Origin of the sequence: Alistipes shahii WAL 8301 (assembly GCF_025145845.1) — a bacterium.
Taxonomy (GTDB): Bacteria; Bacteroidota; Bacteroidia; order Bacteroidales; family Rikenellaceae; genus Alistipes; species Alistipes shahii.
In genome coordinates, this window is record NZ_CP102253.1 from 1,759,880 (window position 1) to 1,781,877 (window position 21,998).

11 protein-coding genes are annotated in these 21,998 nt (G+C 59.2%); 1 reads left to right on the plus strand and 10 read right to left on the minus strand.

From position 1 onward, the window contains the following. Positions 1-8 precede the first annotated feature (8 nt). The 10 genes from NQ492_RS07655 to NQ492_RS07700 all read right to left on the minus strand — a co-directional run bounded on the left by NQ492_RS07655 (position 9) and on the right by NQ492_RS07700 (position 20,469). Positions 9-1,883: an FAD-dependent oxidoreductase gene (locus tag NQ492_RS07655; protein WP_149886887.1), complete on the minus strand. Its 1,875-nt coding sequence runs from the start codon at positions 1,881-1,883 to the stop codon at positions 9-11. 13 nt (positions 1,884-1,896) lie between these two features. Next, positions 1,897-3,474 carry a hypothetical protein gene (locus NQ492_RS07660; RefSeq protein ID WP_022062142.1) on the minus strand — a complete coding sequence of 526 codons (1,578 nt, stop codon included), beginning with the start codon at positions 3,472-3,474 and terminating at the stop codon, positions 1,897-1,899. Positions 3,475-3,589: 115 nt separating this feature from the next. Then, the gene (locus NQ492_RS07665) at positions 3,590-4,849 is read right to left on the minus strand and encodes a SusE domain-containing protein (RefSeq protein WP_015546881.1); all 1,260 of its coding nucleotides are present in this window, start codon (positions 4,847-4,849) and stop codon (positions 3,590-3,592) included. 87 nt (positions 4,850-4,936) lie between these two features. After that, positions 4,937-6,631 (minus strand): RagB/SusD family nutrient uptake outer membrane protein, encoded by a 1,695-nt coding sequence (locus NQ492_RS07670; RefSeq protein ID WP_015546880.1) that lies wholly within the window; start codon positions 6,629-6,631, stop codon positions 4,937-4,939. Positions 6,632-6,644: 13 nt separating this feature from the next. Next, on the minus strand, positions 6,645-9,668 hold the full coding sequence (locus NQ492_RS07675; RefSeq protein ID WP_259874049.1) for a SusC/RagA family TonB-linked outer membrane protein: 3,024 nt from the start codon (positions 9,666-9,668) through the stop codon (positions 6,645-6,647). 468 nt (positions 9,669-10,136) lie between these two features. Further along, positions 10,137-14,228 carry a hybrid sensor histidine kinase/response regulator transcription factor gene (locus tag NQ492_RS07680; protein WP_015546878.1) on the minus strand — a complete coding sequence of 1,364 codons (4,092 nt, stop codon included), beginning with the start codon at positions 14,226-14,228 and terminating at the stop codon, positions 10,137-10,139. Between the two features lie 376 nt (positions 14,229-14,604). Further along, on the minus strand, positions 14,605-16,638 hold the full coding sequence (locus NQ492_RS07685) for a M13 family metallopeptidase (protein WP_394798011.1): 2,034 nt from the start codon (positions 16,636-16,638) through the stop codon (positions 14,605-14,607). Between the two features lie 79 nt (positions 16,639-16,717). Further along, on the minus strand, positions 16,718-17,980 hold the full coding sequence (locus tag NQ492_RS07690) for a phosphoglycerate kinase (protein ID WP_015546876.1): 1,263 nt from the start codon (positions 17,978-17,980) through the stop codon (positions 16,718-16,720). Between the two features lie 158 nt (positions 17,981-18,138). Then, positions 18,139-19,461 carry an ABC transporter permease gene (locus NQ492_RS07695; protein ID WP_015546875.1) on the minus strand — a complete coding sequence of 441 codons (1,323 nt, stop codon included), beginning with the start codon at positions 19,459-19,461 and terminating at the stop codon, positions 18,139-18,141. An 87-nt stretch (positions 19,462-19,548) separates the two neighbouring features. Beyond that, complete coding sequence (locus tag NQ492_RS07700; protein ID WP_015546874.1) at positions 19,549-20,469, minus strand: ABC transporter ATP-binding protein; 921 nt, start codon at positions 20,467-20,469, stop codon at positions 19,549-19,551. Positions 20,470-21,077: 608 nt separating this feature from the next. Here NQ492_RS07700 and NQ492_RS07705 point away from each other — a divergent pair. After that, positions 21,078-21,992 (plus strand): glycerophosphodiester phosphodiesterase family protein, encoded by a 915-nt coding sequence (locus tag NQ492_RS07705; protein ID WP_015546873.1) that lies wholly within the window; start codon positions 21,078-21,080, stop codon positions 21,990-21,992. Positions 21,993-21,998: the final 6 nt, after the last annotated feature.

Consider the following 21,998-nt stretch of genomic DNA (forward strand, 5'->3'; position numbering starts at 1 on the left):
TTGCGGTTTCAGTCGTTGCGCAGTGCGCGCGGGGCTTTCAGCGAAGCCCCCTGGTTGAATTTCTGGTTATTGGGAATCCTCTCTTTTCTGCCGACGCCTTCGCGCATCAGCCTGCGGAGTTCTCCGAGGTGTTTCTGGTAGATCAGGCGGGGCGAAGCGTCGTATTTGCGGCACAGCGAAGCTGCCATGCCGACCACCTCGCCCATCATGCCCGTCGTGCGCATCACCCGCACCGTTCCGAGGGCCACGTGCGTCACGCTGATGTTCCGCCCGGCCATGAACAGGTTGTCCACATTGCGGGAGTAGAGACACCGGTAAGGCACGGCATGGGGATAGATGTGGATGTGTTTGGTCGCGGCCTTGAACTCCCGGTCCGGGAAGCGCACGGAGTTGAGCGAATCGGGAAAATGCAGGTCGATGTCCCACGTCGCGGTGAACGAGGCGTCTTCGTGGAAGACGTTCTTGTCGATGTCGTCCTGTTTGAGGACGTAGTCGCCCAGAAGCCGCCGCGATTCGCGTTTGCCGGCCACATAGGCCACCCAGCCCAGCTCGCGGTTGCGGTACTTGGCATTGTCTTTCAGGCCGTTCTTGAGAAAGCTCCAGTTCGAATAGATCACCAGCAGGCCGTAGTCGCGGATGCGTTCGAAATCGCGGATCTGGTCGAGGTTCATGCCCGTCTCCCATTTCCATTCGCCCATCGTCACCCGCTCGCAGTTTTCGGCGTTGAACTCCACGCCGTAGCTGAACGTCGGGAACGAGGTTTTGCGGCCCGTGTCGACCGAATACCATTGGACGGACGAACCCATCGTCATCCGGTCGGCGGTTTCGGGCGCCAGCGTTTCGCCGAATTCGTCGCGGCTCTCGCGGCCCATGCGGTAGTCGGCTCCGGCCAGGAATCCGACGGTTCCGTCGCCCGTGCAGTCGGCGAAAAGCGGCGCTTCGAGCGTCGTCTCCTCCCCGGTTTCGATGTGGCGGACGATTACGGATTTTATCCGGCCGCCCTCTTTGTTCACCGCTACGGCGCGGCAGCTGGAGAACAGCTTCACGTTCTGCTCCCCGGCGATGAACGCACTTTTCTTCGCGTCCTCGTAGTTTTCGGCCGGCCGGGCGTTGCCTTCGCGCGAGTGGCCGAATTCGCGGATCATGCGGCCCAGTCCCTCGTTGGGGCCAAGCTCGATGACGCCGCCCAGATGCACGCGGACTTCGGAGCTGTTGTTGCCGCCCAGCACCGGGCGGTCGTTGACCAGAGCGACGCTGCACCCCAGCCGGGACGCCGCGGCCGCGGCGCACATGCCTGCGATGCCGCCGCCCACGACGACGAAATCGAACGATTCGGCGGTTTGCGGCGTTGCGGGGATGCCGAGCATCCGTTTGCGGAACGCAGCGAGTTCCGCGCTTCCGGACGGAGGGACGTCGCCCTCTTCGGTGGTGAAATAGACGGCGTCGCAGCGGCCGTCGAATCCGGAAAGGTCGGTCAGCGAAACGCTGACCGGACCTTTCCGGACGGAGACCTTTCCGGCGCACTGCCACATCCACTCGCTGCCCGTGCAGCCGAGCGTCGCGGACAGTTTCCGGCTGCCGACCCGGAGGGCGAACTTTCCGGGACCTTCCCCGTCGTACCAGGGGGCGACCCAGTTGAACGTCCGGACGTAGACCCGGTAGGTTCCCGTTTCCGGGAATTCGACCGTTGTCACGGCGTCCGCCACGGGTTTGCCCATGCCGTGCGCGATGAGGTAGGGCGAACCCATCTGGTCCATGAACTGCTGGTCCACGGCCCACCCGCCCTTGTCGCGGAAACTCTCGGCCTCGACCAGGACGCCGCTCCCGAAGGAGGCGGTGACGGACAGCAGCAGCGCTGCGGAAAGCAATGCAACCCTCTTCATGGTTTTTCAGGCGTTAGTTGATCTGTACTTCGTGCAGTTTCACCCAGCCTTCGGCCGTCTTTTCGTTGTTCACGGCGAGCTGGATGGCAGGCCGGTTCTCCTTCGTCGTGTCAACGATGGCGATGCCCCACGTGTATTTCCCCGCGGGAAGATCGACGGCCGGCGTTTCGAAGGTGTAGGAGAAGGGCTTGCTCTCGACCCAGGTCGAAGGCTCGCAGTCCTTGTCGACGAAGACCTTCTGCGCCTTGTCCGAAGCGTCGATCAAAGCGAAGGCCACCTTGTATTTGTAGTTCCACTGCGGCAGGTTGTTCGGGAAATAGCCCCAGCCCATGTTGCGCCAGCGCGAAGCGACCTTGACACGGCTGCCTGCGCTCACCTGGTCGGGAACGATCACCTGGTCGGGATAGAGACGGTAGCCGCCTTCGGAGACGAAGCGCTGCACGAGGCTGAAGGCATCGTTGAACCACGACTCGGTCTCCTGGCCGACACGGAAGTCCATCATGTTGACGCGGGCTTCGGCCGAGGAGTCGAATTCGCCCTGGCGGACATCTTCGGGGTGTCCCTGGCGGTAGCCGGCCGGGTCGTTCCAGTAGCTGTGGCTGCTGACGATATATCCGCCCTCCATGATGATGGGGACCTTGTAACGCCATTGTGCGGCGATTGCCTTCTCCCAGGTGCTGTAACCCCAGCTGGAGTTGTTCATGCCGAAGGCGTCGGAGCGGATGCAGTAGCCGTTGCTGATGGCCAGGGCCACGAGGCTTTCGCTGTTCGGGTTCGCCGTGCCCTGGCTCGTGGGATGGCCCAGTACGCGGTGGTAGTTGATCACCAGGGGAACCTTCGTGAAGTGTTTGGCGTAGAGCTTGGTGATCCAGTCGAGGACTTCGCGCTTCACCGTTTCCGTATTCTCATCGACAGCCGATACGTCGTCCTTGTTGTAAGCCACGCTGTGGCCCTCGCCCCACTTGCCGAGGCCGTAGCCGTCGATGAACGAGGTGTATTCCGGATCGTTGAACTCCTCGGCGAGGGCTGCGACGAACTTCTCGTAGTAGCGCTGGAAGATCGGGTCCTGCGGCATCGGGGTCTTGCGGTCGGGGTATTTCGGCTCCGACATCGCGTATTCGGCTCCGGCATCGTAGACGAACTGGGGCGTATTGGCGCCCTGGTCACGTCCGTCCACCACGACGCGGAAAGCGATGGGGAGTTTCAGCTCCCGGGCTTTCTGAACCAGTTTGTAAACCTTCGAATCGGGGTCTTTCCAGGCGTACTGCCCGTCTGCGGGATTCAGCACGGACCATTTCGTGCGGATATAGCAGGCCGAAGCGTAGTCCGCCACCCTTACGTTCTTTCCGAGCAGCGGTACGTAGATCTCCTTGTCGAAATAGGAGGGATCGTAGTCCGCGCTGACATACATCACCCAGCCGTTGAGCGGGTTGTGCAGCACTTCCGACTTGTTGTAGGCGGGCTTTACGGTCACACCGGCAACTTGGCCGCCTTCTTCGCCGCCGCCGTTGTCCTTCGAGCAACCGCAGGAAGCGGCGCAAAGAAATGCTGCCAGAAGACAGCCGGTCATCAGATTTCTCATGTGTATCATGTTGCTGTTTTTACGATTGATTGTCGTTGTAATGGAATATTGCCGTATCTTCCTGTCGGCCGGAACCCAGTCTCCATTCCGATACGGCAATATTTTTCAGTCGTGCGGTCCGGCGTTATTTGTTCCGGGCCAGGATCGTTCCGTGACGCAGATCGAAGATCAGCAGGTCGGAAGCGGGGATCGTGTAATACGAGTTGCGCGTCTCTCCGTCGGCGCCTCCGTGCAGTTCGCCCACCTTGCCGAGAGTCAGCGTGAGGTTCTGCTTCTTGCCTTCTGCCGTCAGCGGACAGGTGAAGCAATAGGCATTGTTCTGGTTGTAATCCGCATCGCCGACCGAGAAATTCTGGGCTACGCAGAACTTCATGCCGCTGGAAAGTTTCGTGCCGTTGTGCTCTTCGGCGTCATAGATCAGGATCTGCGGGTCGGCGAAGCTCTGCTTCAGGTTGAGTTTGCGCACGCCCCAGCCCGTACCTGCTCCGTAGGCGTAGAGATCGAGCACTTCGATCGTTGCCTCGGGATTGGCTTCCGCTCCGCTCGGGTGGAATGTGACGGACAGCGGCTTCAGGTCGGTCGCCGACGAGTAGATGCGCACCTGCTTGTTCTCCATGTCGATCAGCAGGCGGTAGTTGCCAGCGTTCGGGATATTCCACGAAACGGGGGTTTCCGTCATCTTCACGTCGACAAGCTCCCCGTCGCGGAGCGCGCCGTTGCCGTCGCTCGGAACGATGTAGTAGGTCTGGCCCTCCAGCTCGACGGGAATCTGCAACTCGCCGATGCTCAATTCGCCGTACCAGGCATAGAGGTTCGCATTCTCGACCGTCTTTTCGATCTCCGTCACGCTGCTGATGGCCGTGCCGGAAAGCGACACCTTGTCGGCATCGAAGACATCGACCTTGATCGGGGTTACGGTCACCTCCACGGTGCGCACTTCGGGCATTTCGTATGTGGGGCCGCCCGCATACTCCGCGATGACGCGGAACGCCAGTGTGAAGGTCTTGTTTACGGGCACCTTCCAGCGCTCGTTAGCCCAGTTGTTGATTTGCTCGGAGGTGTAGCTCCGGCTGAAGATGCCGTCGTCTTCGCTCGTCACGATGGCAGTGGACGAACCGAAGTTGTTGTTCAGCAGGTCCAGTTTGGTCGTGTAGGACACCAGATACTCGTCGGGCATCGGACGCGCGGGCGTCCAGTCGAAGGTCAGTACCGTAGCCGAAAGGTCGTTTTCGTCCAAAGCGATCTGGGAGGCGGAGGCGGTCAGCTCCAGAGTTTCCCGGACCGGGTCGCTGTCGTGTTCGTACGGGTCCCATTCACAGGCCCACTGGCCGAGTGCGAGAAGGGTCAGCAGCGACAGGTTGCATGCAAATTTTATCTTTTTCATAACTGTTTTTTTCGTGGTTGCTGATACGGTCCGGAATCTGCCGGACACATTCTTGTCTGATCCGCCCGGAGGCGGGGACGAAGGTTTTTAGCCTTCGTAACCTTCATATCCGGGATTCTGCGGGAAATTGCCGACATTCGCGTCGCGGATAGCCTGCGGAATGGGCCACAGCACGTGGAAATCCTGGATGAGGTCGCGCGCCTCGGGGTTGTACTTTCTCACGCGTTCGAGCAGCTTGCCCGTGCGTATCAGCGTGAAGCGGCGGCTCTCTTCGCCGTAGAGTTCGCGGATGCGCTCGTCGAGCAGGAAATCCATCGTCATCTCCTCGTCGGAAACGTCGGACACTTTGGCGCGGCGGCGCACTTCGTTCACGGCATCGGCGGCCTTATCGGGCATGTCCTGACGCAGGTAGGCTTCGGCCAGCAGCAGGTAGGTCTCGGCCAGGCGGAATTTCATGCGGTCCTTGTATGCGCCGGTAAGCTGGAGGTTTTCCTCCTTACCGAAGAAAAATTTCTTCAGCGCCGGGAAGAGCTGGGCCTGCGACCACGATTTGTCGTCGATGGGGCATTTTTGTCCCAGCTTGTTGGGCGTCAGCGGGTTGTTGTAGTACCAGTTGCGCTTGATGTTGTACTCCGAGTTGCGGATGTCGCCGTCTTCGAAGATGCCTTTTTCCTGAATATCGGGGAACCCCTCCTTTTCTCCGGCTGTCGTGGCGTTGGTCCCCTTGACGCCGATCCACCACTTCAGCGGATAGATCTGCGCCAGGCCGCGGCCGCCGAGCGAGTCGGCCAGTGCGAATCCGTCGATGGCGTGGTACTGGGGATTCCAGGCGCGGCGGGTCCAGTCGTCGGAATTCGTGCCGCCGCCGACCGTGTTGTACTGGAACTGCATGACCCAGATACCCTCGGTGTTGCCGGCCGAACGGTTCTGATTGTTTTCGACGAACATGTCGCTGAAATAGTCGCCGGGATCGTTCTTGGCGTTGCCGAAGCGGCTTTTCATCAGACTGTAATACGGGCAGTCGATCACGTCCTGGGCATTCTCCTTGGCCAGCTTATAGTCGCCTTCGGCGCCGCGCAGCAGGTACATTTCGCTCAGCAGGTGGCGTGCGGCCCACGTCGTAAGCTTGCCCTCCTTCACGTTGTCGGGATTGTCGGGAAGGTACGTCTTGGCAAATTCCAGGTCTTTGATGATGTTGCCCAGCACCTCGATCTTGGGATCGCGCGAGAACGAGAGCAGGAAGGGCTTCTGGATGGTTTCGACCCAGGGCACGTCGCCGTAGAGGTAGACCAGCGTGCGGTAGGCGTAAGCCCGGAAGAAACGGGCTTCGGCCTGGTAAAGCTGTTTGTCGGTGGGATAGTCCCAGTTGTCGTTCTTTTCGGAATAGATCAGCAGTTCGTTGGCCGAAGCGATCAGGTTGTAGGCCCAGTTCCAGTACGAACCGACGAAAAGCGTCGACGGGTTGAGCGTCATTTCGGCGAACGGAACCAGCGAACCGTCGCGGACGGTTCCCATGCGGCAGAGGTCGGTCGAAATCTGGAGCACCTCGTAGGCGCAGGCGCCGTTGTGCATGAAAGCGCCGTTTTCACCCCAGGTGTTGTATTCCGAGCGGGCGATGGCGTAGAGCCCCGTGGCTCCCACCTCGAAGCCCAGTGAACTGGTGTAAGTGTTGTCGGGGGCCAGCGAACTTTTCAGATCCTCTTCCTGGAAGGAGGTGCAGCCCGCAGCTATCGAGAGGATCGAACTCGCGATGCCGATCTTGATATAATTCATCGTTTTCATAGTCAGGTCTTGATTAGAAGGTTAAGGTTAATCCCAGTACGTAGGAACGGGCGGTCGGGAACGATGCGAACCAGGTGTTGTCGTAGTTCAGCATCTGGCGCATGTTGGAGAAGGCGCAGACGTTGTTCACGCTGAAATTCACGTCGATGGCGCTCAAGCCGATCCGGCGGACGAATTTCTGATTGACACGGTAGCCCAGCGTGATGTTGCGCAGCTGCACGTAGTTGAGCTTCTTGTAGTAGCCGTGGCTGAAGGAGGCCTGGTAACCCGGCGAAACGACCTCTGCGTCGGGGGTCTCCGGCGTCCAGTATTTCACGCCGTGGATGTAGTTGCCCGAACCGAACGTATACGAGGAGATGTTGGCCACGTTGTCCGTCATCCACTTGCCGAAGACGCCGTTGAACAGGAACGAGAAATAGAGGTCCTTGTAGGAGAAACGGTTGCCCATCGACATCGTGAAGCTCGGCTGTTTGCTGCCGATCACCTTGCGGTCTTTGGAGTCGATGACGCCGTTGCCGTCGACATCCTCCAGTTTGGCGGCTCCGGGCGTGGCTCCGGTCTGGTGGGCCACCTCCTTGCCGTCCTTGTCGATGAACGTGAACTCGTCGCCTTCCTGCCAGATGCCGATCATGTTCCAGTCGTAGTAGACCGACAGCGGCTGGCCGATGAACCACTTGTTGTTGATGTCGTCTTTGCCGTCGCCGCGCAGCGCGACGATCTGGTCGCGGTTGAGCGAGAAGGTGAAGTCGGTCTCCCACCTGAAATCCTTCTTGCGGATATTCTGCGAATGGAGCGTCAGTTCGATACCCTTGTTGCGGGTCTGGCCGACGTTGTAGAGAATCTTGCTGTAACCGTTCATAATGGGAACGGTACGCGACATCAGCAGGTCGTGCGTGTTGGAGAGGTACATGTCGATCGTACCGCCCAGACGGCCGTTGAAGAACTGGAAGTCGATACCGAGGTTGGCCGTATAGGTGGTCTCCCAACGCAGGTCGGGATTGCCGATACCGTCGCTCGGCAGGTAGGCCGAGTTGGCGGCGTCGCTGTTGTCGCCCCAAATATATTTGACACCATTGGTCGAGTAGAGACGGTCGAGCGACTGATAACGTGAAATGGCGTTGTTCCCGTTGGCGCCGTATGAGAGGCGGATCTTCAGCATGTCGATCCAAGAGGCGTTGTCCTTGATGAAGCTCTCCTCGCCGAGATGCCAGGCAACGGCAGCCGAGGGGAAGAAAGCCCATTTGTGGTTTTCAGCGAAGGCCGAGAACGAGTCGGCGCGTCCGGTGAGTGTCAGAAGGTATTTGCTGTTGAACCCGTAATTCACACGGAACATGCCTGAAACCGTGTTCTCCTTCCAGAAAGACGAACTGATGGCGATCTTGTTCTCGGCGCCGTCCATCCGGTAGAAGCTCGAGTCGTCGTTCACGAAGCCTTCGCCGCTTTGCGAAGCGGCTGTATACTGGGCCTCCTGCATGGAGAAGAGACCTGTGAAGTCGATGTGATGTTTGCCGAAATTCCGGTCGAATTTAAGCACGTTCTCCCACGTCCAGTCCGTCGTGTGGTTGTTGGCCAGCTCGGCGCGGCCGTCGACTTTCTTACCCGTTACGGTGTTGCGGCCGTAGTAGGTTCCGTTCATCTGGCTGCGGTAGTTGTAGCCGAACTGCGACCGGAAAGAGAGCCCTTTGACCGGAAGTTTGAGATCGAGGAATCCGTTGGCCATGAAGTTGCGGCCCGTGCGTTTCTGGTCGGCGTTGACGTCCTTCATCGGGTTGGGCAGGTTCGAGTAGTCCATCGGCTCTTCGTAGTAGGCGCCGGTCTCGTCCTTGTAGATGCCGTAGGGGCTTTGCTTGATGGCATGTTCGAGGTTCGGCGTCGCACCGCCGGTCTCACGGTTCACGAACTGCGTGGTGAGACCTACGGACAGCCAGTCGTTCATTTTCTGGTTGATGCTGGCATAGACGTTCGTGCGCTGGTAATTCGAATTGTAAACCACGCCGGGGTTGTCCAGGTAGGAAACCGAGGCCATATAGGTGGTCTTCTCGTTGCCGCCCTGGAAGCTCAGCTGGTGGTCCATCGTGAAGACCGTGCGGAAGACGTAGTCCTGCCAGTCGTTGGTGATGCCCTTGGCGTAGTTTACCTTCTCGCTGGCGCTGATAATCGAACCTACCAGCGGATCGAGCTGCTCGCCGCTGTAATTGTTCTTGAGCCGGCCCATGTCCTGTTTGAGGCGGATGAACTCGTTGGGACCCATGGTTTCGATGCGCTGCATCGGCTCGGCGATGGCGAGCTTCGTTTTGTAGGTGACATGGAAATCGCCCTGCGAACCCCGCTTGGTCTGGATCAGGATGACGCCGTTCGAGCCGCGCGAACCGTAGATGGCCACGGCCGACGCGTCTTTCAGCACCGACATGTTCTCGATGATGTTCGGGTCGAGGTCGGCCAGTCCGCCCGAGTAGGGAATGCCGTCGAGAATGATCAGCGGGTCGTTGCTGGCCGTCAGTGAGTTCTGGCCGCGGATCAGCAGGGTCTGGTTGCTGCCCGGCGCTTCGTTGCCGGTCGTGATGTTCAGACCGGCGACCTGGCCGACCAGACGGTCCATCAGGTTGTTGGTCGAGACCATTTCCAGCGTCTGTTTGCTGACGACGGCGAGACCTCCCGTGAGGTCTTTCTTTTTCTGCGTACCGTAACCCACGACGACCACTTCGTCGAGGGACTGGGCGTCTTCGGTCATCGTCACGTTTACGACATTCGATGCGCCGAGTTTCACTTCCTGGTCGGTATAGCCCAGACAGGTGAAAAGAAGCGTCGAGGATGCGGGAACTTTGATTTCATAAACACCTTGCGTATTGGATACGGCTCCGTTGTTGCTTTTGCCGTCCTTTACCACGACAACGACTCCCGCCAGCGGGGCGCCGCTTCCGTCGGTGATTTTACCGGTTACTTTGACGTCGTTCTGCTGGGCGAACGACGGTGTTGCAGACAGCAGGAATAAGAGGGAAATCGTCAGGCTGCCTATAAGCTTTTTGTACATGCTCATTATCATAAAAGGTTTCTTTTTGGTTAGTGCTTGTATCTCCGTTATAAAGGGATTGTCTGGAGGGGCGGGAGACACTTCGTCGCCTGGTGTGGTTTTCCGATCATCTTTTCATAGGTTTCAGGTTTTAATTTTTTAAATTTTTTTATGTATTTCGAAGGAAAAGCGGACGCCGGGGACTTCGGACCCCGTATTGCAAAGGTCAATAAAACGGGGCGACCGGATGGGCGTCGTTTATTCGGAAATGGTTCCATTTCGTACGGAGGGGTAAAAAAAAGGATCATATCCGGGCGCTGCGGGCGCTGCGCAGACCTGCGAAGAGTCCCGCCCGGACAAAATGAAACCTCCCTGCCGGTCGCGCGGGGCGACGGCGGGAAGGTTTCTGCGGGCAGATGCGGACGCTGCTCCGGCGGATACGAAAGCACGAGATATTCATAGCCGGTTCGGTGGGCTCCTTTCGTGCGGTTTGCGTCAGGATTTCTTCTTAAATTCGGATGGGGTCAGTTCGAAATGCCGTTTGAAACAGATGCTGAAATATTTGGGATTGGCGAATCCCGTCAGGACCGAGATCTCGGAGATGGTCAGGTCCGACTCCCGGAGCAGCTGGGCCGACCGTTTCAGCCGGACGTCCATGATGAACTCCTTGATCGACATGCCCGTGATGTCGTTGATCTTCTGGTAGAGGAGCGTGCGTCCGATCGACATGTCCGACACGAACGAGTCCACGTTGTAGTCGCTGTTGTCCATGTTCCGTTCGATGTAGTTCATCGCCTTTTTCAGCAGTTCCTCGTCCATCGACGAAATGGTGATCTTCGACGGTTCGGCGATGTACTTCTTGCTGTAACGCTCCTTGAGTTCCTGCTGGGTGCGGATGAGGTTGGCAACCTGTTTGAGCAGGAAATCCATATCGAAGGGCTTGTCGATGAACACGTTGGCTCCGCATTCCAGTGCCTTGATCTTGTTTTCGGTGTTTTTGCCCAGAGCCGAAAGCATGATCACCGGGATATGGCTGGTCTTGATGTTCGAACGCAGCGAGCGGCATACCTCGAAGCCGTCGGCTTCGGGCATCATCAGGTCGGTGATAACGATCTGGGGGCAGATTCTCTCCGCTTTGGCGATGCCTTCGCTGCCGTTTGCCGCGGTGTATACGTTGTAGTGTTTCGACAGCCGTTGTTCGAGGTAGCTCCGCAGGTTGGGGTCGTCCTCGATGACCACGATGTTGCACGCCTTGCGGTCGTGCCGGTCGTTGGGAGCCATGACGTCGGATTCGGTCAGCAGGTTGTCGATTTCGGAGACCGTGTATTCGTACGATTCGGCGGCGCTGTCGGTCTTTTCGGCGTTGAGCGTGAAGGGCAGGACCACCGTGAACGCGACTTTCGAGTTGCCCGAACGGAGGGTGATGGTTCCGTTGAGGTTGCCGACCAGCTCCTTGACGATGGCCAGTCCCAGGCCGCTGCTGCTCTCGAATTGGGGACGGCGGTCGGAGAGGTGGTTGAACGATTCGAAGATGGCCTCCTTCTTGTCGTCGGGGATTTCCGCCCCGGTGTTGGTGACCGTGAAGGCGATGTATTCGGTGCCGGCGGCCGGCGGAGCGGACTCCGGGCGCTGCTCCTGCCGCGCCGGGTAGATTCTCACGCCGACATAGCCGTTTTCCGAGGCGTACTTGATCGCGTTGGAGAAGAGGTTCGTGAAGATTTTTTCGATCACGTCGTGGTCGAACTTGGTGTAGAAACTTTCATACTGGGAGTTGAAGCCGGTTTCGATCCCCTTCTTGTTGGCGTAGAACTCGAACAGCGAGAAGATGCTGTCGATGAAGCGGATCAGATCGCCCGGCTGGCGGTTCAGGGTGATCTTCTGGCTCTCGATTTCGCGGAACTGAAGCAGTTGGCTGATCATGCGCTGGATGCGCCCCACGTTCTTCTCGATCAGGTGCACGTAGGCATTGCCAGGCGCATTGGCGGGCAGGTGTTCCTTGAGCTGTTTCAGCGGGTCGACGACCAGCGTGAGCGGAGTTTTGAGGTCGTGGGAGATGTTCGTGAAGAAGTTGATCCGGGCCTGGGTCAGCTGCTTCATGTTCTGTTCCTTGATCCGCTCCAGTTCGAGCCGCTGTTCGAAAATCTTCTTGTTGGTGAAATACCGCCAGATGAAGTAGGCCACCGCCGAGAGCAGCGCCGCATAAACGAGGTAGGCCCAGCGGGAGAGGAAGGGCGAGGGGTGCACCCTGAAGCCGAGCGCCGAAACCTCGTCGCCCCACAGGCCGTCGTTGTTGGCCGCCTTGACCTCGAAGACATAGTTTCCGGCGGGCAGGTTGAAGAACTGCACCACCTTCTGTCCCTGCGGCAGCAGGGACCATCTTTCGGAGTGTCCCAGCAGGCGGTAGGCATACTGGTTCTTCTCGGCGTTCAGGTAGCTGTTCGCCGAGAAGCGGATTTCGAAATTCGACTGCCGGTGCGACAGTTCGATCACGTCGCCCTCGCCTCCGCGGTAGGAGAGCGTGGAAATGGCTTTCTCCAGAGGCGAGTTCTTGGCGCCGGGCACGGCCGGCCGGCTGTTGATAAGCAGGTCCGTAAAATAGACTTTTGGCTTCTGGTCGTTGTATTTGATCTTTCCCGGGGTGAAGAGGATGAAGCCGTCCGTCCCTCCGAACAGCATTTCGCCTTTCGAGGTCTTGTAGCAAGCCCGCACGTAGTAGGCCCCGCAGCGGTTCGGGATGTCGATCTGCGATTTGCGGATCACCCCGTCGGTATGGTCGTAATAGTAAAGCCCGTCGTTGGTGCTGAACCAGACATCTTTCGAGGGGGTGTCTTCGAGGATGCCGAAGACTGTTTTGCCCTCCAGCCCTTCGCCGTTCCGGTCCCTGAAATTGACGTAACTGCCGTTGCGGCGCAGCAGGTTGACCCCGCCGCCACGGGTTCCGAACCAGATGTCGGAGTCGGAGGTGACGCAGTAGGAGCAGAGGTTGTTGACCGAATAGGGGGCCTCTGCGATGTAATGGCGCTTCAGAATCCGCCGTGTGGCGGGATCGACGACGTATGCGCCGTCGTGCCCGACGAGCCACAGGTCGCCCCGCTCGTCGTGGAACAGCGTTTCGATATGGATGCGGACGGCGTTTCCCTGTGCGTCTGTCAGCCGGACCGTCTCCACGCGTCCCGTACTCGCATCCTTGTACATCAGCTCGGCGTCCGGGTCGGTCAGCCAGATGCCCCGGTCGCCCTCCTTGGCGAAGTCATAGACGCTCAAAGGCTGTCCCGAGGCCGGATGGTTCATGTACAGGTCGGAGAAACGTCCCTGCCGTTCGTCGAAGACCCGCATTCCGCCGTTGAACGCCGAGACCAGCAGCCTGTCGTTTCCGTCGTGCCACAGCTTTTTGATCATGTTCGACGTCAGGCCGCAGCGGCTCTCCTGCGTGTAATAGACGAACCGGCCGTCGCGGCGGTCCCAGCGGTTAATTCCCCCCCCCTCCGTTCCGATCCAGAGATTGCCCTCCGAATCCTCTTCGAAACAGCTGACGATGGGATGGTTCAGCCCGCCCGGCGTGGCTTTGAAATAGTCCACGCCGTTGTCCGCGAAGGTCATGTAGGCCAGTTTGCCGCCGTATGTGCCGACCCATATCCCGCCGTCGGGATCGGGGAAGATCGACCATACCGAATTGTTGGGCAGGGAGTAGGGATAGTGGAGGTCGGAACGCAGCAGCTGCGTGCTGGCGGTAAGCGGCTCCAGCAGCAGCAGTCCCGATTGCGTCGCTACCCAGATGATGCCCTGCGAATCGAGGTGAAGCTCCTTGGCGCCGGCGGATTTCTCGTATTCGAGCGGCAGTCGGAAATACCGTCCGATCCTGCCGTTGCCGTCGCATTCGTAGAGCCCGTCCATGAGCGTGAGGACATATACCGACCCGTTGCACTCCACCACGTCGCGGATCACGCAGCTGCCGCCGCCGACGGATGCGAAGAGGACGTATTGCCCGGTCTCCCGGTTCAGGCGGTAGAGATCGCCGCCCGACGCGGCGTAAACGTACTCCTTCGTGCACACCAGCGTCAGCGTCCGCCCGGGTGCGGACATCTCCGGAGGCATCGGATAGCGGGTCACGGCGGGCAGCCGTTCGGGGCTGAACGATTCGATGCCGTTGTTGCGGATCAGCCATACCGTCCCGTCGTTGTTCGCCGTGACCGAGCCGATATTGCCCTCCAGAACGAATTCGAACTCCAGCTTCCGGTAGTTGAAGCGCAGCAGCCCTTGGTTAGTCCCTACGTACAGGCCTTTCCGGTTGTCCGTGATCACCTGTCCGTAGGACCAGTAGGAATTCGGCAAGAGGTTCGTGACCAGGTCGGTCATCCGTACGAACGACGTGCCGTTGTACATGAACAGGGCGTCGTAGCCGCTGAACCACATACGCCCGACGCTGTCCTTGGCGATGCTGTGGATGCCTCCGTAATAGGAGGTCTCGGGCATGGTGTGGAAGCGGTAGTCCGGGATGTTCAGGGCATGGAGCGCCGGAGAAATCAGCGTTGCGGCGAAAAACAGCGCCGCAAACGGAATTTTCGTATATGCCTTATGTCGGGTCATCGTTTCTTCTTTAGCACAAAGTTAAAAGAAAAAGCGAAAAATGGATGCTTCGAAGCCCGGTTTTTCGGTTCTCCGCCGCCGGACCGGGCGCGCGGCGGGGAAAGCCGGGCTGCACCGCCCGGAGACGAAAAAGACGGCAGGGAAAACTCCCTGCCGTCTTTTTTATTGAATGAAGCGTTCCGGACCGGGGCGTGATTCCGGTGGGCGTTTACCGCCCCTGAAGCCCGCTTCTCAAGCCGACGGGCGCAGAGCTTGGTCGGAATCCTGCCGGCCGGCCGTCGCCCCCTGAAGCCTGCTTCTTAAGCGGGCGGGCGCAGAACGGGATCGTAAGCCAGAATGGCCCGGCATCGCCCCTGAAACCCGCTTTTTAAGCGGGTTACCAGATGATTACGCGATCCTGTTCGGGCAGGAACATCGGTCCGTCGGCGATCGAGAAGGCGTCGTAGAAATCCTGCAGGTTGCGCAGCGTGGCGTTCACGCGCCATTTGCCCAGCGAATGCACGTCGAGCTTGGTGAGACGGGCGATCTCCTCGTCGCGGATGTTCTGCGCCCACAGCGTGGCGTAGCCCAGGTAGAAACGCTGCTCGGGAGTGAATCCGTCGATCGGGGCGGGAGCCTCCCTGCCTGCGAGCGAATTGCGGTAGGCCGTGCGGGCAACGCGCAGGCCGCCCTGGTCGGCGATGTTCTCGCCGAGCGACAATGCGCCGTTGGCGAAGATCGCAGGCTGTCCCTCCTTGGCGGGCAGAACCTCGATCGCGTCGAACTGCTTGACCAGAATGTCCGTCTTGGCCTTGAACGCGGCGGCGTCCTCGTCGGTCCACCAGTTGTTCATGTTGCCGTCCTTGTCGAAATTGCGGCCCTGGTCGTCGAACCCGTGGGTCATCTCGTGGCCGATCACCACGCCGATGGCGCCGTAGTTCACCGCGTCGTCGGCGTCGGGGTTGTAGAACGGCGGCTGGAGAATGGCGGCCGGGAAGCAGATTTCGTTGGTCGTGGGATTGTAGTAGGCGTTCACCGTCTGGGGCGACATGTGCCACTCGTCCTTGTCCACGGGCTTGCCCAGTTTCGAAATGTTGTCGGACGTATACCAGGCGTTGGCCTCGACGATGTTCTCCCAGTAGCTCTTCGCAGGGTCGATCTTCAGCGTCGTGTAGTCCTTCCACTTGTCGGGATAGCCGATCTTCACGGTGAAGGCCGCGAGTTTCTCCTGCGCCTTGGCTTTTGTGGCGTCGGACATCCAGTCGAGGGCGGCGATGTGCTGACCGAGGGCCGTTTGCAGGTTCTTCACCATGTCGAGCATCCGGACCTTGTCCTTCTCGGGGAAGTACTTGGCCACGTACATCTCGCCGACGGCTTCCGAAAGGGTTCCGTTGGGCACCGACATGGCGCGCTTCCAGCGGGGTTTCTGCTCCTGCTTGCCCGACATCACGCGGCCGAAGAAGTCGAACGACGCGTTGATGAAGTCGTCGCTCAAGTAGCTGGCGGCTGCGCCGATGTACTGTGCGGCGAGGTAGTAGCGGATGTCCTCCAGCGGGGCGGTTTTCATCAGTTCGTTGGCGTTGGCCAGGGCCGAGGGGGTCGTCACGATGATCTGCTCGAAATCGCCGATGCCCATTGTCTTATAGTACTCGGCCCAGTCGATGGCATCGTAGGCCTTCTCGAAATCGGCCTTCTTCGTGGGGTTGTACATGGCGGGGATGTTGCGCAGTTCGACGCTCGACCAGTTTTTCTCGGCCAGCTTCGTTTCGATCGACAGCACGCCGGCGACGGCCTTGTCGATGTCGGCCTCGGGAACGCCCGACAGCCGGAAGATTTTGCCCAGATACTCCTTGTAGGCGGTGCGGATCGACTCGTTCTCGGGATCGAGGTAGTAGTCGCGGTCGCCCATGATCAGGTCGGGCTGCGAGGCGTAGAGCGCGTTGATGTCGCTGTTCATCAGGTCGGACTGCACGCCCACACCGAAGAACGGATTGGCGATCGAGGAGTGGAGCCTGGCCACTGCGGCGGTCAGCTGCGAGCGGTCGCCGATGGCGAGAATTTCGTCGACGGCGGCCTTGATCGGAGCGGCGCCCTCGGCGTTCAGGCGCACCGAGTCGAGCCCCATCTTGTAGAGGTCCGAAATCTTCTGCTCGACGCTTCCCGGCTCGGCTTTCTGCTGCGTCATGCCGGAGAACAGTTCGTTGATGCGCTTCTCGTTGTTGTCGCGCAGGATGTCGAACGAGCCGTAGCGCGCATATTCGGGCTTCAGGGGGTTGTTCTTCTGCCAGCCGCCCGTGGCGTACTCGTAGAAATCGGCGTTGGGGGCTACCGACAGATCGAAGTTCGCCATGTCGAGGGCCGGGGTCTTGGGGGTATTCTGACAGGCTGTCATGCAAGCCATTGTTGTTGCGAAAAGAATGATTTTTTTCATGTCGTTCGGGGTTTGATAAAACGGGGACTTCCGTGAAAACCGGAAATCCCCGCCGTTGTAATTGTTACGGTATGCCCGGTTAGTCGCGGATGGCCGCAACGCCCGGCAGGTCGCCGAATTCGATGTATTCGAGCAGCGCGCCGCCGCCCGTCGAGATGTACGACACCTGGTCGGCCAGGCCGAACTTGTTGATGCAGGCTACCGAGTCGCCGCCGCCGATGAGCGAGTAGGCGCCGTTCTTCGTAGCCTCGGCGATGGCCTGGGCCACCTCCTTGGAGCCGGTTGCGAACTTGTCGATCTCGAACACGCCCACGGGGCCGTTCCAGAGGATGGTCTTGCAGCCCAGGATGTGCTCGCGGAAGACCTTTTTGCCCTCCGAGCCGATGTCCAGACCCTCCCATCCGTCGGGAATGTCGTTGGCCGGCGCCTCCTTGGTGTTGGCGTCTGCCGAGAATGCGTCGGCGATCAGCGCGTCGGGCGACATGACCAGCTGCACGCCCTTCTTCTTGGCCAGCTCGAGGATCTCGAGCGCTACGGGGAACATGTCGGGTTCGCAGATCGAGCCGCCGACCTTACCGCCCTGCGCAGCCGCGAAGGTGTAGGTCATGCCGCCGCCGATGATGATCGAATCGACCTTCTCGATCAGCGCCTTGATCACGCCAATCTTCGACGAAACCTTCGATCCGCCCACGATGGCGCAGAACGGATGGGCCGGGGCCTCCATCAGCGAGGAGATGGCCTTCACCTCTTTCTCCATCAGGTAGCCGAACATCTTGTCGTTGGGGAACTGTTTGGCGATCAGGTAGGTCGAAGCGTGCTTGCGGTGGGCCGTGCCGAACGCGTCGTTGATATAGCAGTCGGCCAGCGAAGCGAGTTTCTTGACGAACTCCTTCTGCGGACCCTCTTTCAGGGCCTTCTTGGCGGCGTCCTTCTCCTCCTTCGAGGCGTCTTCGGCCAGGCCGCGGGGCTTGCCCTCCTCCTCGGCGTAGAAACGCAGGTTTTCCAGCAGCATAACCTGTCCGGGCTTGAGGTTTTTGGCCATTTCGGCGGCCTTCTCACCGATGCAGTCGCCGGCGAACTCAACCTTCGTGCCGAGGTTTTTCTCGACGGCGGGAACGATCTGCTCGAGCGAGTATTTGGGATCGGGATTCTTCTTGGGACGTCCCATGTGCGACATCAGGATCACCGAGCCGCCCTCGGCGAGCACCTTCTTGATGGTGGGGATGGCGGCGCGGATGCGCGTGTCGTCCGTCACTTCGCCCTTCTCGTTGAGGGGCACGTTGAAATCCACGCGGATGATCGCGCGCTTGCCTTTGAAATCGTAGTTGTCGATCGAGATCATAGCTATTTGATTTTTAAGTATTTTGTTGAAATGATTTTCGGTAAGTCCTAATTCGGGACAAATTTATGAAAATATTTTAAGAATCTGTTATTTTGATAACAGAAAAACAGGTGCCAATTTTTAATTCTTAATTTTTCATTTTTAATTGACGCCCGGCGTCAGTACTTGTACCGTATCCACTTGAACAGCTCCTTGAGCGACGGTTTCTTGCCGTACATGAAGATGCCCACGCGGTAGATCTTCGCCGCGAACCACACCATGCCCACGAACGAGGCGTAGAGCACCACGAGCGAGAGAGCGACCTCCCACAGCGGAATGTCGTAGGGGATGCGTGCCATCATAACGATCGGCGAGGTGAACGGAATGATCGAGAACCAGAAGGCCAGTTGCGAGTTGGGGTCCTTGATGACGACGAACATCATCAACAGCGCGAGGATGATCGGCAGCGTGATGGGCATTTGCAGCTGCGAGGCGTCCTGCACGTTGTCCACGGCCGAACCCACGGCGGCGAACATCGCTGAGTAGAGCAGGTAGCCGCCGAAGACGAACAGCAGCAGACTGACGAAGATCTTGACGATATAGCCCAGGTCGGTCATGGCGGCCACGGCTTGTAGCATCTCGGGGTTCATGCCGGACATCGAAGCCGCGTCGGGCATGCCCTGCTGCATGGCCTGGGCGCTCGCCATCACGTCTTCGGGCATCAGATGGGGCATCACCAAAGCTCCGACGCCGGCGATCAGCACGCCCCAGAGCAGCACCTGTACGATAGCCACCGAGGCCACGCCGAGGATTTTGCCCATCATCAGGTCGAAGGGGCGCACCGACGAGACCATCACCTCCAGCACGCGGTTGTTCTTCTCCTCGATCACCGACTGCATGACCATCGAGCCGTAGATCAGCAGGAACATGTAGAGGATGAATCCCAGGACGTAACCCACGCCCGTGGCCACGGCCGACGACTGCGCCTGCGTGTCCTCCTCCTGCGACTTGTCGTTGCGGAAGGTCTGCATGTTGACCGAGGTCTTCACCTCGTCGAGGATCTGCGAGAGGTTTTCGATGTTGTAGGCCTTGAGTTTCTCGGCTTCGAGGATGCGCTCGATCTGCCCCGTGATGTTGCTTTCGAGGGAGAGCGACGACGACGAGTTGGCGTAGAGCCGGACGTTGTTCGGGTTTTTCAGGATGTCGCCGCCGATGTAGAGCACGCCGAATTTGTCGGTCAACTGCTTGCGGGCCTCCTCGGTCGGGAGTTCCGTGGTCTCGAAACGGATCTCCTCGTCGTTTTCGAGTTTCGGGGCCACCAGCCCGCTGTCGTCGATGACGGCGATGACCTTCTCGTCGCCCCGCGAGAACTGCATGATGAGCGCCGGGGCGGCCATCAGCCCGATCATCAGTACGGGCATCAGCAAAGTGGTGATGATGAAGGATTTTTTACGTACGCGCTCGTTGAACTCGCGCTGGATGATGATGGATATGTTGGACATGACAGGATGTGATTAAGTCGTTTGTCGTTGGTTTTCGAAACTCCTCCCCTCTTCAACGGGGGATTGTCGTCTGGCCGGAACGGCTTTTCATAACGAGCCGTTCACGGCTCTGATGAAAATGTCGTTCATCGAGGGGATGATCTCGCGGAACGAACGCAGTTCGACGGCGTCGTTGACCGCGCTGATGACCCCGCGCACGTCGGTGTCGCTCTCGACGTGGAGCTTGAGCGTCCGGTAGACCGACTCCTCCTGCGTGCCGTCGAGGATTTCGCAGCGGCCCGCGACGGCCTGCCGCAGGGTCTGCTCCTCGCCGCGGTAGGCCACTTCGAAGATGTTGGAGCCGTGGCGGCGGCGGATTTCGTCGACCTCGCCCGAGAGGATGTTGCGCGATTTGTTGATCAGCGTGATGTGGTCGCAGATCTCCTCCACCGAAGACATGTTGTGCGTCGAGAAGATGATCGTCGCGCCCTTGTCGCGCAGCGCCAGGATTTCGTCTTTCAGCAGATTGGCGTTGATCGGGTCGAAGCCCGAGAACGGCTCGTCGAAGATCAGCAGCTCGGGTTCGTGCAGGATCGTGACGATGAACTGCACCTTCTGGGCCATGCCTTTCGAAAGTTCCTCCACTTTCTTGTCCCACCACTCCTGGATGCCGAACCGGACGAACCACTGCTTCAGCCGCACGACGGCTTCGCGGCGCGAAAGGCCCTTGAGACGGGCGAAGAAGACGGCCTGTTCGCCGACCTTCATCTTCTTGTAGAGACCCCGTTCCTCGGGCAGATAGCCGATGCGGTAGATGTCGTCGGGAGCGATCTCCCGGTCGCCGAACAGCACGCGGCCCGCGTCGGGCGCCGTGATGCGGTTGATGATGCGGATCAGGGTCGTCTTGCCGGCTCCGTTGGGTCCGAGCAGTCCGTAGACCGAACCTTTGGGGATGGCGAGCGATACGTCGTCGAGCGCCGTGTGCGAAGCGTAGCGTTTGGTGACGTGTTCTACTGTGAGTAAATCCATAGTCGCTGATGTTTTGTTTTTGGATCGTTACGGCGACAAATATAGGAACAAATTTTGAATATCAAAAAATATTTATCGTTTTTCGATAAAGTTTTTCGAATGTCTCTTTGCAGGACATTCGTATGGCGGGCGGGACCCCATGCAGGGGTTATGATCCGGTTCGCAGGACGACGGGGCGGACGGGGCTTTCGGATCGGCGGGAGAGGCGTCGGGCGGGTTTCGGAGATGGCGAATTTCATCCCGGGGAGCTGCCGGGAGGCGGAAATTTCCGGTGTCGGAATGCGGGCGGTGTCGAGAATCGGTTTCGGTTTTGGCCGGGGGGGGTGTTCTTCGGGTTTCGTCGGTTTGGTTTGTTCGGGCGGGCGGTTTTGCCCGTTAATCGGGGACCTCGCCTGTATATAGTACGAAAAAAGACCCCGGCATACGTAACGGACACTGCGATTTTTTATCCGGGAGTGTTGCATTTGCGCGAAAATTCGTTACATTTGTACGGGCCTTCGGACGATTTCGGTTTTCGTTCGCAGAAAATAGGGCCGGGTGGGTGTTCCGCATGGTTTTGCGGAGCGCTGTTTTATGTACCTTATTTAACCCAATTTAAATTTCTAAAAATGAAAAAACTGCTGATCCTTTTCGCCTGCCTTCCCCTGCTCGGGGCCTGCACGCAAACCGAACCGGTTTCCGGAAACCGCGCTGCGGCGATCGTCGCCGAAATCCACAACCCCCGCTCCAAAAACGTCGTCGTGGCTTCGCACCGGGGCGACTGGCGCAACTACCCCGAGAACTCGATCGCCGCCATCGAATCGGTGATCGGCATGGGCGTGGACATCATGGAGCTGGACCTGAAACTCACGAAGGACAGTGTGCTGGTGCTTTGCCACGACCGGACGATCGACCGCACGACTTCGGGCAAGGGCCGCGTCTGCGACATCACCTACGACTCGATCCGGCGGTGCGTGCTGAAGACGGGCCACGGCGTGAAGACGACGCACCGTATGCCGACGCTCCGCGAGGCGCTGGAGGTGTGCAAGGACCGGATCGTGGTCAATGTCGACCAGGGTTACGAGTACTACGACCTGGTGCTGGCCGTCACGGAGGAGCTGGGCGTCACGGACCAGATTCTGATCAAGGGCAAGCGCAGCACGGATGCCGTGGCCGCGAAGTTCGCCGAGCATCCGCGCAACATGATGTACATGCCGATCATCGACATCCTCAAGCCGCAGGGCAGGGCGCTTTTCGCCGAGTATCAGGAAAAGGGCATCGCGCCGCTTGCCTACGAGGTCTGCTGGAACAAATACACCCCCGAGGTGAAGGAGTGCATGGACAAGGTCGTGGCGGGCGGCTCGAAACTGTGGGTCAACTCGCTCTGGGCCTCGCTCTGCGGCGGGCTGGACGACGATGCGGCCTTCGGCGGAGACCCGGCGGAAGTCTACGGGAAGCTGGTCGACATGGGGGCCACGATGATCCAGACGGACCGTCCCGAACTGCTGATATCCTACCTCCGCTCGCGCGGGCTGCATAATTAAGGAGCT

What these genes read in the sequence shown, in the direction of transcription:
- NQ492_RS07700 (WP_015546874.1), bottom strand. Translation starts at nt 20,469, where the DNA reads ATGGATTTACTCACAGTAGAACACGTCACCAAACGCTACGCTTCGCAC.
- NQ492_RS07665 (WP_015546881.1), bottom strand. Translation starts at nt 4,849, where the DNA reads ATGAAAAAGATAAAATTTGCATGCAACCTGTCGCTGCTGACCCTTCTC.
- NQ492_RS07675 (WP_259874049.1), bottom strand. Translation starts at nt 9,668, where the DNA reads ATGAGCATGTACAAAAAGCTTATAGGCAGCCTGACGATTTCCCTCTTA.
- NQ492_RS07670 (WP_015546880.1), bottom strand. Translation starts at nt 6,631, where the DNA reads ATGAAAACGATGAATTATATCAAGATCGGCATCGCGAGTTCGATCCTC.
- NQ492_RS07705 (WP_015546873.1), top strand. Translation starts at nt 21,078, where the DNA reads ATGAAAAAACTGCTGATCCTTTTCGCCTGCCTTCCCCTGCTCGGGGCC.
- NQ492_RS07685 (WP_394798011.1), bottom strand. Translation starts at nt 16,638, where the DNA reads ATGAAAAAAATCATTCTTTTCGCAACAACAATGGCTTGCATGACAGCC.
- NQ492_RS07660 (WP_022062142.1), bottom strand. Translation starts at nt 3,474, where the DNA reads ATGATACACATGAGAAATCTGATGACCGGCTGTCTTCTGGCAGCATTT.
- NQ492_RS07695 (WP_015546875.1), bottom strand. Translation starts at nt 19,461, where the DNA reads ATGTCCAACATATCCATCATCATCCAGCGCGAGTTCAACGAGCGCGTA.
- NQ492_RS07690 (WP_015546876.1), bottom strand. Translation starts at nt 17,980, where the DNA reads ATGATCTCGATCGACAACTACGATTTCAAAGGCAAGCGCGCGATCATC.
- NQ492_RS07655 (WP_149886887.1), bottom strand. Translation starts at nt 1,883, where the DNA reads ATGAAGAGGGTTGCATTGCTTTCCGCAGCGCTGCTGCTGTCCGTCACC.
- NQ492_RS07680 (WP_015546878.1), bottom strand. Translation starts at nt 14,228, where the DNA reads ATGACCCGACATAAGGCATATACGAAAATTCCGTTTGCGGCGCTGTTT.